We start from the raw sequence: 12,807 nt of genomic DNA on the forward strand, positions 1-12,807 counted from the left end.
GCTCATGGAACAGCCACGCGGTCTGCCAATTCAGCAGGCGCACAGCACGGCCGGGACGGTCGGCGACTGGCTGCGCCGCCGCAGCCTTGGCTGGCGCCGCTCGGCCGCGCGCGACAAGGGCGAGCTGTTCCTCGGCCAGCGCCGCATCTACATCCTGCCGACCGGGCCGGGCATGGGCTTCGGCGCCTTGCTGCTCGTGCTCCTGATCGGCTCGATCAACTACAACCTCGGCCTCGGTTTCGCGCTGACCTTCCTCGCCCTCTCGTGCGCGCTGGTCGACATGGTGCTCACCTGGCGCAACCTGGCGCACCTGCGCCTGAAACCCGTGCGCGCGGCGCCGGTGTTCGCCGGCCAGGAGGCGAGCTTCGAGCTGCAACTGGTGAACACGACGGCGCGCGAGCGCTGGGCCGTGTGGATCGATGTCGCCAGCGCGGGCGAAGCACGCCATGTGGTCGACGTTGCCGCGCTCGGCAGCACCACGGTACGCCTGGCGCTGCCCACCGAAACCCGCGGCTGGCTGGAGGCCCCGCGCCTGACATTGTCGACCCGTTTTCCGCTCGGGCTGTTTCGCGCCTGGAGCTACTGGCGCCCCGACCTGTCCACGCTGGTGTACCCGTTTCCCGAAGAAGGCGCGCCGCCCCTGCCGCATGGCGCCGACGGCAGCGCCGATGGTGCCGGGGGCGCCGGGGCGGACGATTTCGCCGGCGTGCGCCCGTACCGGCCAGGCGACCCGCTGCGCCGGCTGGCCTGGCGCCAGATCGCCCGGCTCGACCCGGCGGATGGCGGCCAGCTCGCCACCAAGCACTTCGAGGGCGGCGCGCGCGACGAACTGCTGCTGGATCTGACCAGCCTGCCGCCGCACCTCGACCTCGAGCTGCGCCTGTCGCGCATGACGCGCTGGGTGCTGGATGCCGAAGGGCGCGCCCTGCCCTACGCCTTCCGCCTCGGCGGCGATGAAAATGCCAACTATCCGGCCGCCAGCGGCGCCGCGCACGCGGCGGCCTGCCTGCGCGCGCTCGCCCTGTACGGCCGGGGCACGCAATGAAGGCGCTGCTGTCACCCTTATCGCGTCTGGCCGCCCTGCCTCGCGACAAGGCCGACACGCTGCTGCTGCTCGCCAGCGCCCTGCTGGTGCTCGCGCCGCACACGGCGCACCTGCCGGGCTGGGTCTCGCTGCTGTGCGGCCTGACCCTGCTGTGGCGCGCGACGATCACGCTGCAGGGCAAGCGCATGCCTTCCCCGGTGCTGCTGCTGCCGCTGGCGGGCCTGGCCATGGTGGGCGTCTCCTACACCTACCAGACCCTGCTCGGGCGCGACGCCGGCGTGGCGATGCTGGTGCTGCTGGTGGCCTTCAAGATGCTGGAAATGCATGCGCGGCGCGACCTGTTCGTGGTCGTGTTCCTGTGCTTCTTCCTGGTGCTGACCAACTTCTTCTACGAGCAGGGCATCGGCACGGCGCTGCTGATGGCCCTGTCCGTGCTGGCCCTGCTCACCGCCCAGATGAGCTTCCAGTTCAGCGGCGCGGTGCCGCCGCTGCGCCGGCGCTTCCTGATGAGCGCGCGTATCCTCGGCCTGGCCGCGCCCCTGGCGGCGGCGCTGTTCTTCCTGTTCCCGCGCCTGGACGGGCCGCTGTGGGGCATGCCGGGCGACGCCGACAGCGCGCGCTCGGGCCTGTCCGAGACGATGGCGCCGGGCACGATGGCGCACCTGGCGCGCTCCGGCGAGACGGCCTTCCGCGTCCGCTTCGACGGCCCTCCTCCGCCGCAGGAACAGCTCTACTGGCGCGGCCCGGTGCTGGCCGACTACGACGGGCGCACCTGGACCCGCGTCAAGGCCGCAGCGGGCCCGGCGCCCGGTTCTGCGCCAACCCAGTTCCGGCTTGCGCTGTCGGTGAGCGGCAAGCCGGTCGGCTACGAGGTCACGCTCGAACCCCAGCCCAGCGGCAGCCGCTGGCTGTTCGCGCTCGAAATGCCGCGGCGCCTGCCCGGGCTGGACGGCAACCTGGCCCAGGTGTCGGGCGAATTCGAACTCACGGCCGCCTTCCCGGTCGAGGCGCGCCTGCGCTATCGCATGGATTCCTTCCTCAGCTACCGCCTGCAGGCGCCGGGCGTGCCTGGCGATGCCGGCCAGTGGCTGCAACTGCCGGGCGACAGCAATCCGCGCGCGCTGATGGCCGGGCTGGCGCTGCGCGCCGAACCGGACCCGCGCAAGCGCGTCGTGGCCGTCCTGAACAGTTTCAGGCGCGAACACTATGTCTATACGCTCAATCCGCCGCTGCTCGGGCGCCATGCCGTCGACGACTTCCTGTACGGCAGCCGCGCCGGTTTTTGCGAGCATTTCGCCGGCAGCTTCGTGTTCCTGATGCGCGCGGCGGGCGTGCCGGCGCGCGTGGTGACCGGCTACCAGGGCGGCGACCTGAACCCGATCGACGGCTACGTCACCGTGCGCCAGTCCGATGCCCATGCCTGGGCCGAAGTCTGGCTGGCGGGGCGCGGCTGGGTGCGGGTCGACCCGACGGCGGCGGTGGCGCCGGAGCGCGTGCGGCGCGGCCTGGACGAGGCGATCCCGCCACCGGCGCCCTTCGGCCTCGAAGGCCTGGGCCGCCTGATGCGCTTCGATGCCGACAGCAATCCCTGGCTGGCGCAGATGCGCTACGCGGCCGGGGCCCTGAACAACGGCTGGAACCAGTGGGTGCTTAATTACTCACCGCAGCGCCAGCGCGCCTTGGCTGACAGCCTGCAATCGTCGCTGCTGGACTGGCGCCTGCCGGTGGCTCTGGTCGCTGTGGCAACTCTGTTGTTTCTCCTGAGAACTTTGCGGCGGCGCCAAGAAATTGATCCGATCGATGCGCTATACTCGGCTTTATGCGCGCGCCTGGCCCGGATGGGCCTGGCGCGCTCGGCAGATGAAAGCCCGTCCGTGTATGCCGCGCGGATCGCCGCAGCGGCCGCAACGAAGCAGCTGGCGCCGCCGGTCGCCGCGGCGGCCGCCGAATTCCTGGCCCGCTACGGCGCCTGGCGGTATGCGCCGCGCCGCAACCATGATCATCTCGCCGCGACCTTGAAGCGCCTACTTTCGCAAGTCAGATGAAATCCTTCGTACCACTCCTCGCAGCCTTCTTCCTCGCAGCAGCGCCTGTCCTCGACGCCGCCGCGGCGGCCAAGAACCATCCGGCCAAGACCCGTGCCGCCGCCCAAGCAAAGGCGGCAAAAGCGGCCAAGGCAGCCAAAGCGGCGAAGGCCAAACCCGCCAAAGGGAAACCCGTGAAATTCTCGCCCGTCGTCAAGAAAGTGCTGGCCCCGGTCGTTGCCGTCGCCGCGGTCGCCGCCGTTGCCGCCATCGATGACGCGGGCGAGCAGGTCAACTTCGCCCAATGGCAGGCCGTGCGCGAATTCATCGACGAGATGGTTGCCAAGCACAGCCTGGACCGCGCCGAGCTGGAAACGCTGATGCGCCAGGTGCGCTTCGCCGAAACGGCGGTGCAGCTGGTCAAACCCGCGCCGCCGGGCAAACCGAAGAACTGGCAAGCCTACAGCGAACGCTTCATCGAGCCGATCCGCATCAATGCCGGCGTGCGTTTCTGGAACGAGAACGCCGCCGCCCTGGCGCGCGCCGAAGCCACCTATGGCGTTCCGGCCGAGATCATTGCCGGCATTATTGGCGTGGAAACCGTGTACGGCCGCGACACCGGGCGCTTCCGCGTCATCGACACGCTTACCACCCTCGCTTTCGCTTATCCGGAAGCGCCGAACCAGGCTGCGCGCAGCGTGTTTTTCCGAAGCGAACTCGAGAACGCGCTGCTGCTGGCGCGGCACGAAAAGATCGATCCGTTCACGCTGCTCGGCTCGTTTGCCGGCGCCGTCGGGTTGCCGCAGTTCATGCCCGGCAATATCCTGAAATATGGGGTCGACTTCGACGGCGACGGCCATGTCGACCTGCGCGGCTCGACCTCGGACGCCATTGGCAGCGTCGCCAATTTCCTGATCGAGCACGGCTGGAATCCGCGCGATACCGGTCCGGCCGTCATCCCGGCCCAGGTTGCACCGCATCGGGCCTGGGAAAGCCTGCTCGGCCGCGGCCTGGCCGCGACGCTGACGCCAGTCGAGCTGCAGGCGGCCGGCGTTACCGCCACCACGCCGCTCACGGCGGGCCGCCTCTACGGCCTGGTCGACCTGCAGAACGGCGCCGAGCCAACCGAGTACTGGCTGGCGAACGATAATTTTTTCGCCATCACCAAATACAACCGGAGCTATTTCTACGCGATGTCGGTGATCGACCTCGGCCGCGCTGTGCGCGCCGCACGGGCCGCCCAGGCAGCGCAGGGATGACCGAGCGGCATTGTAGGGCAGGAAACTTGTAACATCATGTAACGTCACGCGGCAGCTGCTGCCGCAGTGCAGCAGTCTCGTATTCGGCACCTGGCCGGGTACTCCCCCGGTGTACCCCAGCGAGCCCGGTTTCCTGTACTCCACGGAAACATTCAGGCTCTGCGCATACTCCCCATTCCCTTGTCAATCAGACATATCATTTTGAAACGTGCGGCGCGCAACACGTGTTTCCCTTAAACTTCAGTTTAACGAAAAAACAATTATTTTTTCCGTGAGTTTGTGAGAGAATTGCAATGCGGCTATTGTTGCGATTAGACAACAGAGCCTAGGCTTCGCATCGAAATCTATTGCTCATAAGTACTTTAGATGAAAATAGTTGTACAATTGAGTAGATTTTTTCGAAAGAACTTCCGGAATCGAAACGCCGCTAGCGACTTTCCGTAACCCACATAGGAATTTTTGAGATCATGACAAACCAAGTCGGCATTGATATGAACAGCGATGCGGAGTCGGATGAACTGTTGCAATACAACCCGAACCGTCTGCTGGACACCCTGATCGAGAACCTGCGCCTGAAGAACGACGCAGCACTGTCGCGTGCGCTCGAAGTGGCACCGCCGGTCATCTCGAAGATCCGCCACCACCGCCTGCCGGTCGGCGCATCGCTCCTGATCCGCATGCATGAAGTGAGCGACCTGTCGATTCGCGACCTGCGCTACCTGATGGGCGACCGCCGCAACAAGTTCCGCATCAGCGACAAGCAGTTCAAGCCAAAAGAAGGCGCATCGCCTTCGGCCGGCGAGTAATCCGCATCCTCTCCGGCATTGCGCCGGGGTTTGGATCAAAAAAAACGGGGCCTGGCCCCGTTTTTTTATTGTGCTTTACCGTATTCAGGCGGGAAACACGCCCGTCGACAGATAACGGTCGCCGCGGTCGCAGACGATGAACACGATGGTCGCGTTCTCCACCGTCTGCGAAATGCGCAGCGCCACTTCGCAGGCGCCGGCGGCCGAAATGCCGCAGAAGATGCCCTCTTCCATCGCCATCCGGCGCGCCATCTGCTCGGCGGCCGCCTGGCTGACGTTTTCCACCTGGTCCACGCGCGCCTTGTCGTAAATCTTCGGCAGGTAAGCCTGTGGCCACTTGCGGATGCCCGGGATCGACGAGCCTTCCTCCGGCTGGGCGCCGATGATGCGCACGGCCTCGTTCTGTTCCTTCAGGTAGCGCGACACACCCATGATGGTGCCGGTCGTGCCCATGGCGCTGACGAAATGGGTAATCCGTCCGTCCGTATCGCGCCAGATTTCCGGGCCGGTGCCCTCATAGTGGGCGCGCGGGTTGTCATGGTTGGCGAACTGGTCGAGGATGATGCCCTTGCCTTCCTTTTGCATCTGCTCGGCCATGTCACGCGCGTATTCCATGCCGCCGGTCTTGGGCGTGAGCACGATCTGGGCGCCGTAGGCCGCCATGCTCTGGCGCCGCTCGATCGACAGGTTGTCGGGCATCAGCAGCAGCATCTTGTAGCCGCGAATCGCGGCGGCCATCGCCAGCGCAATGCCGGTGTTGCCCGATGTGGCCTCGATGATGGTGTCTCCCGGCTTGATCTGGCCGCGCTCCTCGGCATTCTTCAGCATCGACATCGCGGCACGGTCCTTCACGGAACCGGCCGGATTGTTGCCTTCGAGTTTGCCGAGAATGATGTTGTTGCGCGCAGCGGCGTCCGCGCCGCCCAGGCGCACCAGCTGCACCAGCGGGGTATTGCCGATCGTATCTTCGATGGTCTTGTAGGCCATGGTTGCTCTCTTGCAGTTCTTTAATCTGCCATTTTAATCCGAGAAGCAAGGGAGCGTACGGAGCAGGGGCGTCAGCCCGGGGTATCCCGGGCGTACGAGGACAGGTGCCGGTCAATGAGCGGCGCGACGACGCTGGCGAATGTGCTGCCGAGATTGTGGTCGCCGTCCGGAATGACATGCAGTTCTGCCTGTGGCAGCAGCGCGGCCAGGCGCTGACCGACCTTCACGGGACTGACCGGGTCGGCATCACCCCACAACAGCAGCGTCGGGATACGTAGCGCGGGCAGCCTGGGCGTCAGGTCCTCGTGATAGCTGGTGAACCAGTCCGGCAAGCCGGGATGGGCGGCCCGGATCGCCGGACGCCAGTCTTCGGCACCCTGCGCCGCCAGGTCCATCCCGCCCGAGGTCACGGAGAGCACCAGGTGGGTGACGAGCTCCGGCTTGCGCAGCGCGGCGAGCATGGCGACAACGCCGCCCATCGACTGCGCGATCAGCGCACTGGGCTGGTCGATGGCGGCGAGAACTTTTGAGACCAGGTCATCGATGCCCTGGACATTTGGGTCGCGCGGAATGCCGCTGAAGCCGGGCCAGGTCATATGGATGTGTTGGGCCGGGTGGGTCAGCAGGCCAGCCGCGGGGTGCCAGAATTCGGTCCGGCCCAACGCGCCGGGGAGGAAGAAGAGTTTGGATGGTCGCGGCATGGTCGACATGATTGGCTGGGACGTCCGCCTGTGCGCGGAGTTGGTAAGGTGGACGGCTTTGCCGTCCACCTCATGAATGCGAGGGCGAACGATCAGCGCAGCGGCAGCGGGTAGGTCGCCACACTCACGTTGCCCTCCTTATCCACCGCCTGCACGCCGAAGAAGTAATTGTCCTTCGACAGCTTGATGGTGGCCTCGTTGACATTGCCGACCAGCTTGGAACCCTGCCAGCCAGCCGCGGTGGTTTCGCGCCAGACGATGCGGTAGCCGGCGACATCCGGCTCGGCATTCGCCTGCCATACCAGCGTGGTGTCGTTGGTCAGCTTGTCGGTGCGCACCTTGACCTGCTGCGGGGCGGCGGGGGCCAGGGCCAGCGAGGCCAGGGTCGCCGCATTCACCTTCGCCACCTTGGCGGTGTAATCGAAATCGACGAACTCGATGAGGTCGCCGTAGACCTTGCCGTCTTCGGTGCGCAGGTTCTGGTGCTGGTGCGCGAAGTCCTCGTTCGGCTCGGTGAAGCGCAGCGCGGCATAGCCCTGTTCCAGGAAGGGCATGTGGTCGCCGCCGCGCAGGTAGCGGTCGTGGCGGTGGATCACGCTGACCTTGAAGCCCTTCACGTAGCGCTCGCCCTGCTCCTTGGTGTGGCGCGCGAGCTGGCGCGAGAGCGAATCGTTCTCGCCGCCGGTGGCCAGCAGGGCGCGCACGGCCTCGCTCATTTCCTTGGTGGCCGGAACGCTTTGGGAGAACAGGCGCACCTGCTTGTTGTCGACGCGGCCATCGTCCGCGCGCGAGCTGCCGATGATGTCGTTGGTGAACATGCCGGCGACGTTCAGGTTGTTGGCGCGCGCCTGCCTGGCCCAGTGGCCGGCGCCCAGCAGGCCCTGCTCTTCGGCGGCTACGGCCATGAAGACGAGCGTCGCGTCGAACTTGTGCTTGGCCATCACGCAGGCCATTTCCATCACGGCGGCGGTGCCCGAGGCATCGTCGTTGGCGCCCGGCGACTTGCCGGTGGCGTCCATCACGTCGGTATTGCGCGAATCATAGTGGCCGCTGACGACATACAGGCGCGCTTTGGACGCTTCCTGCGTGCCCGGCAGCGTGGCGACCACGTTGACGATTTCGGTCGGGCGCGAGATGCGTGCCGACACCGGGGCGACGTGGCTGTCGTAGGCGACCTGCAGGGCGGTGCCGGCGCCGCAGCGCTCGAGCTCGGCCTTGATCCAGCGGCGCGCGGCGCCGATGCCCCGGGTTTCGGACACGGTGTCGGACATCGTGTGGCGCGTCTCGAAGCTGACAAGCTTGCGCACATAGGCCTCGATGCGCTTGGGCGAAATCTCGGCGACGATCTTGTCGATCTGGGGCTGGCGGCGGGTGAGGTCGGGGCTAGCGGATGGTGCTGCGAAGACGCTTGTGGCGAACAGTGCAGTAATGAGACCGGCAGTGAGGCCGGGGGTAAGGCGAGCATGAGGCATGAGAATCCCTGGAATCGTTGCGCTTCAATCAAGCAGCATATCTTCTCATGCAGACCACGTCGCTTGCAGTATTTACATGCAAAAATTCTCGATTGCGCCGGCCGGCGCGGGGTACGCGTGCCGGCCGGCGTTTCACCTATAGGGTTTCCTTACATTGCTGCCTTGGTCTCCGCAGGCTTGGCCTTTGCTTCCTTCGTCGCCGCGGCCGCCTTGACCGGCTTGCTGTCGGCCTTGGCTTCCGCCTTGGCGACCGCGCCTTCCTTGCCCTTGCCGTTTACCTGCAGGCCGGCCTCGGACAGCTTGGCGGCCTTCTTGTCGCCGACGCCCTTGACGCGTTTCTGGAAGTCGGCCCAGTCCTTGAACTCGCCCTTGCTGCGCTCGTCCAGGATTGCTTTCGACATGCTCGGGCCGACGCCCTTTACGCTGTCGAGCGCGGCAGCGTCAGCCTTGTTGATATCGACCTGGGCAAAAGCAAAGCCGGTCGAGGCGACCAGCGTGGCAACGGCAAGCATCAGTTTCTTGATCATCGAGTGTCTCCATGTTCGGGAAGTGGGCGGCGGATGCCGGCCACCTGCGCTTAACGCGGCATGGCAGAGCTTGTTGACGCTGTACGTTTGAGCGTAGTCAAGCAAGACTGTGCGGGGAAACCGACACGCGGCCCTGCAAATGTTGAGCTTTTCGCAAAAGCGTGAAAGGATGACATGCATGAGATGCGATCCCACGCCTGCCATGCGCCGCCCAGTTCTCAGCCGACTGCTCACACTGCTGCTCTTCTCGTACCTGCCGTGCGCGAGCCCGGCATGGGCCGAGGCGCCCGCGCAAGCCGTGCAGCAGGTCGAGGTCACGGGCACGCGCACCCGGCTCGTGCCCTACGCCGACCTGTTCTACCCGATGGCCAAGGCGGTGCAGCAGGCGCTCGGCGGGCGCGCGGCGCTGGCCGTGCAACTGCGCGGCACGCGGCAGGAGGTGCGCACCGACGACCTGGAAATCTGGCTGGAAGGCGAACGCGAGAGCCTGCCGGTGCGGCTTGAACCCAGCGGCGTCTTTGTGGTCCCGGTGATCGACCAGGTGGCGATTGAAAAGGGGCACTTTCTCATCAACAAGCGCAAGGAAGACCTGCGGGTCAACCTGGTGCTGGTGCCGACCCTCGCGCCGGACCGCTGGACCATTGGTGGCGTGCGCAGCCTGCTGCAGGACGCACGCGGTTCCGTCGGCAGGTTGCTGCCGTGGTACCAGAAGCCGGTGGTGTGGGCCGTGACGCGCAAGCTCAGCGTGTCGGTGTGCAGCCGCATGCGCGACGCGGCGGTGACGCTGGTCGACGGCGAACAGGTCGTGGCGCGGCTCGCCGCCAGCGAGGAGCTGCGCAATTATGCGAACGAAACGGTGTTTTGCCGCAGCTTTAACGGGGATGAGACATATCCGGCGGCAAGCAGGCTGGTGATACCGGAGGATGGGGAGGTGTTGTTGATGTGAGGCGTGCGTAGCGTTGGTGCATATGTCACGGCACGGTTCGCCCACCCTACCCCGGAAACAATTCCTCGCGCGTGACGGTCGCCGTACCCAGCTTCCCGACCACGATCCCCCCTGCCCGGTTCGCCGTCGCCAGCGCCACATCCAGCGGCGCGCCGGCGCCGAGCATGGCGGCCATGGTGGCGATCACGGTGTCGCCCGCGCCCGACACGTCGAACACCTCGCGGGCGTCGGCGTGCACGTGCAGCACTTCGTCTGCGCTGTACAGGCTCATGCCCTCTTCCGAGCGCGTCAGCAGCAAGGCATCCAGTCCCAGCTCGACCCGGAGCGCCTGCGCCTTGGCGGTCAGCTGCTCTTCGGTCTTCCAGTTACCCACCACGCGGCGCAGTTCCGACTTGTTGGGCGTGAGCATGCTGGCGCCCGCATACGGCGAGAAATCGTCGCCCTTCGGGTCGACCATCACCACCTTGCCCGCGTCACGCGCGGCGCGGATCATTTCGGCGACGTTGACGAGGCTGCCCTTGTTGTAGTCGGAGAAAATCAATACGTCGTAGTCCGGCAGCAGCGCGCGGAACTGGGTCAGCTTGTCGCGCAGTACTGTTTCAGTAGGTGCGTCCTCGAAGTCGATGCGCACCATCTGCTGCTGGCGGCCGATGACGCGCAGCTTGATGATGGTGGAGATTGCCTCATCGCGCTTGAGGTAGCTGTGGATGCTGGAATCGCGCAGCAGGGCTTCGACCGAGGCGCCGGCTTCGTCGGCACCGACTACGCCCAGCAGGCCGCTGTGGGCGCCGAGCGCGGCGGCATTACGGGCGACGTTGGCGGCGCCCCCGAGGCGCTCCTCGCGCCGTTCGATGCGCACCACCGGCACCGGTGCCTCCGGGGAGATGCGCGAGACGTCGCCGAACCAGTAGCGGTCGAGCATGACGTCGCCGACCACCAGCATGCGTACGTTGTCGAGCCGCGGGGCGGCGGTGCGGAGGTAGTCTGCGCCCTGGAGCAGGCGGCTTGGGGTATCAGTGCTCATGTTCAGTTTTCGATGCGGCGTGATGCCATGCGTCAGTTCATGACGTTGAGTTCTTCGGTCCGGCGCGGCGGATAGGTTTCCCAGTTGTTGCAACCCGGGCATTGCCAGTAATACTGGCGCGCCTTGAAGCCGCACTGGCCACACTGGTAACGCGCCAGTTTGGTCGTGTAGCCATGGATCAGGTTCTTCACCATCGACAGCTCTTCCCAGAGGTGGGCCGGGGCGTCCATCAGGCGTGCCTCGAGCAGCTTGTCCAGGCCCAGCAGGGTCGGGTTGCGGCGCAGCTCGTCGATCACCAGTTGTTTGGCAGCGTCGACGCCGTCGAGTTCAATCACGGCCTTGAAGACGACCTCGATCAGGTCAATCGAGGACGCTTCGGCCAGGTAGGAGCGCAGCAGGTTGACGCCTTCCTGCGGCCGGCCGACGCGGCGGTAGGCATCCATCAGGCGCCCGGCCACCAGGGCCACGTGCGGCACGCTTTGCTGCTCGACCCGCTTCCAGGTCGTGATCGCGGCCTCGAGCTCGCCCCGGGCCAGCATCACGTCGCCCAGCAGCATGGTCGCGCGCACGCTGTTGCGGTCGGCGTGCAGCGCCTTGTCCAGCAGCGCCATGGCGTCGACCAGGTCGCTGCGCACGAGCGCGTCGTCCGCCAGTTCGCAATAGAACTGCGCAATTTCCTTCTGACGCGCGCCGGCGCCCGACGCCTGCAGGCCGGTGGCCGCCTCGATGGCGCGGCCCCACTCCTTTTCGCGCTGGTAGATTTCCAGCAGCGAACGCCGTGCCTGCACGCTGTAGGAACTGTCGACCAGCCCATTGAAGGTTTCTTCGGCGCGATCGAGCAGGCCCGCCTTCAGGTAGTCCATGCCGAGTTCGTACTGGGCCTGGGTGCGCTGCTCGAGCGGCAGGTCGGGACGAGCCAGCAGGTTCTGGTGGACGCGGATCGCACGCTCGATCTCGCCGCGGCGGCGGAACAGGTTGCCGAGTGCAAAGTGCATGTCGGCCGTTTCCGGGTCGAGCGTGACGATCTCGATGAAGGCGTCGATCGCCTTGTCGGGCTGGTCGTTGAGCAGCAGGTTCAGGCCCTTGAAATAGGCCCGCGGCAGGGTGCGCGATTCGGACAGGAGTTGCTTGATGTCGACCCGGGCGGCGATCCAGCCGAGGCCAAAAAAGACGGGGACGGCGAGCAGCCACCAGATTTCAAATTCCATGGAGTTCTTATTGTTGAGTCTTATTGTTTAGTGTCAGCGCGGGCTGAGCGGGACCGCGTCCGCGGGCGGCTGGGCGACGCCGGTGCCGGCGGCCGTTTGCAGGGCCTGGACGGTGTTCTTGTGCTGCGACGCTTCGCGCCGGTGGCGGAACACGGTCGGCGCCAGGGCCAGGATGCCGAGGGCGGCGCCGGCAATGAAAAAGGCCAGCAGCATCAGCACGAGCGGGCCGCGCAGTTCGTAACCGAGGAAAAAGTGCAGGTCGACTTCCTGCGTGTTCTTCAGCGCAAAGCCGAAAAACAGGACGAAGAGGATAAATCCCGCGATGGTGGAGACAAATTTCATCAGGTGGGCCTGGCGGTGGGAGATGCAAAGGCGCAGTGTCGCATATCCACACATTTATTTCAAAGCTGAGGCGGTTTTACATGGCAGACGGACATAAAAAAACGGCACCCTCGCGGATGCCGTTTCTGTTGCCTGCGCTCCGGCAGACGACGTCAGTCTTCGATGATCGGCTGCCCGACCATCGCGTCGACCCGCTCGCGCAACTGCTTGCCTGGCTTGAAGTGCGGCACCCGTTTTTCGGGCACCATCACCTTGTCGCCGGACTTCGGGTTGCGGCCGATGCGGGGCGGACGGCTGTTGAGCGCGAAGCTGCCGAAACCACGGATCTCGATGCGCTGGCCGGTCGCCAGGGCGTTCGTCATCGCATCGAGGATGGTCTTGACAGCATACTCGGCATCCTTGGCGACCAGCTGAGAATAACGCTCAGCCAGTCTTGCAATCAGCTCGGACTTGGTCATCTGGTCGC

Annotated in this window: 13 protein-coding genes; 5 read left to right on the forward strand and 8 right to left on the reverse strand. The window is 65.7% G+C overall.

Annotated features, from left to right (window positions below):
- The first annotated feature begins 4 nt into the window (after positions 1-4).
- From ACFPN5_RS21790 to ACFPN5_RS21805, 4 genes are all read left to right on the forward strand, one after another.
- On the forward strand, positions 5-1,045 hold the full coding sequence (locus ACFPN5_RS21790; RefSeq protein WP_379785931.1) for a DUF58 domain-containing protein: 1,041 nt from the start codon (positions 5-7) through the stop codon (positions 1,043-1,045).
- Positions 1,042-3,090, forward strand: coding sequence for a transglutaminase TgpA family protein (locus ACFPN5_RS21795; RefSeq protein WP_379785932.1), 2,049 nt, complete (start codon positions 1,042-1,044; stop codon positions 3,088-3,090). Before ACFPN5_RS21790 ends, ACFPN5_RS21795 begins: the two co-directional genes overlap by 4 nt.
- Positions 3,087-4,328, forward strand: coding sequence for a lytic murein transglycosylase B (mltB, locus tag ACFPN5_RS21800; protein WP_379785933.1), 1,242 nt, complete (start codon positions 3,087-3,089; stop codon positions 4,326-4,328). Before ACFPN5_RS21795 ends, mltB begins: the two co-directional genes overlap by 4 nt.
- Positions 4,329-4,795: 467 nt before the next feature.
- Positions 4,796-5,134: a hypothetical protein gene (locus ACFPN5_RS21805; RefSeq protein WP_379785934.1), complete on the forward strand. Its 339-nt coding sequence runs from the start codon at positions 4,796-4,798 to the stop codon at positions 5,132-5,134.
- Positions 5,135-5,218: 84 nt separating this feature from the next.
- Here the strand turns inward: ACFPN5_RS21805 and cysM are convergent, their stop codons facing one another.
- The 4 genes from cysM to ACFPN5_RS21825 all read right to left on the reverse strand — a co-directional run bounded on the left by cysM (position 5,219) and on the right by ACFPN5_RS21825 (position 8,821).
- Positions 5,219-6,121 (reverse strand): cysteine synthase CysM, encoded by a 903-nt coding sequence (cysM, locus tag ACFPN5_RS21810; RefSeq protein WP_379785935.1) that lies wholly within the window; start codon positions 6,119-6,121, stop codon positions 5,219-5,221.
- Positions 6,122-6,192: 71 nt separating this feature from the next.
- Positions 6,193-6,822 carry an alpha/beta fold hydrolase gene (locus ACFPN5_RS21815; RefSeq protein ID WP_379786101.1) on the reverse strand — a complete coding sequence of 210 codons (630 nt, stop codon included), beginning with the start codon at positions 6,820-6,822 and terminating at the stop codon, positions 6,193-6,195.
- Positions 6,823-6,914: 92 nt separating this feature from the next.
- Positions 6,915-8,294 carry a M28 family peptidase gene (locus ACFPN5_RS21820; protein WP_379785936.1) on the reverse strand — a complete coding sequence of 460 codons (1,380 nt, stop codon included), beginning with the start codon at positions 8,292-8,294 and terminating at the stop codon, positions 6,915-6,917.
- 149 nt (positions 8,295-8,443) lie between these two features.
- The gene (locus ACFPN5_RS21825) at positions 8,444-8,821 is read right to left on the reverse strand and encodes a ComEA family DNA-binding protein (RefSeq protein WP_379785937.1); all 378 of its coding nucleotides are present in this window, start codon (positions 8,819-8,821) and stop codon (positions 8,444-8,446) included.
- A gap of 178 nt (positions 8,822-8,999) precedes the next feature.
- Here ACFPN5_RS21825 and ACFPN5_RS21830 point away from each other — a divergent pair, with 178 nt between their 5' ends.
- The gene (locus ACFPN5_RS21830) at positions 9,000-9,767 is read left to right on the forward strand and encodes a hypothetical protein (protein ID WP_379785938.1); all 768 of its coding nucleotides are present in this window, start codon (positions 9,000-9,002) and stop codon (positions 9,765-9,767) included.
- Positions 9,768-9,813: 46 nt separating this feature from the next.
- Here the strand turns inward: ACFPN5_RS21830 and rfaE1 are convergent, their stop codons facing one another.
- The 4 genes from rfaE1 to ACFPN5_RS21850 form a co-directional block, all read right to left on the reverse strand.
- Positions 9,814-10,791 (reverse strand): D-glycero-beta-D-manno-heptose-7-phosphate kinase, encoded by a 978-nt coding sequence (gene rfaE1, locus ACFPN5_RS21835; RefSeq protein WP_379785939.1) that lies wholly within the window; start codon positions 10,789-10,791, stop codon positions 9,814-9,816.
- A 32-nt stretch (positions 10,792-10,823) separates the two neighbouring features.
- Positions 10,824-11,999: a lipopolysaccharide assembly protein LapB gene (gene lapB, locus ACFPN5_RS21840; RefSeq protein ID WP_379785940.1), complete on the reverse strand. Its 1,176-nt coding sequence runs from the start codon at positions 11,997-11,999 to the stop codon at positions 10,824-10,826.
- 33 nt (positions 12,000-12,032) lie between these two features.
- Positions 12,033-12,341, reverse strand: coding sequence for a LapA family protein (locus tag ACFPN5_RS21845; protein ID WP_379785941.1), 309 nt, complete (start codon positions 12,339-12,341; stop codon positions 12,033-12,035).
- 152 nt (positions 12,342-12,493) lie between these two features.
- Positions 12,494-12,799: an integration host factor subunit beta gene (locus ACFPN5_RS21850; RefSeq protein WP_056344442.1), complete on the reverse strand. Its 306-nt coding sequence runs from the start codon at positions 12,797-12,799 to the stop codon at positions 12,494-12,496.
- Positions 12,800-12,807 lie beyond the last annotated feature (8 nt).

The sequence above is a fragment of the Massilia niabensis genome, assembly GCF_042655085.1.
Taxonomy (GTDB): Bacteria; Pseudomonadota; Gammaproteobacteria; order Burkholderiales; family Burkholderiaceae_D; genus Telluria; species Telluria niabensis.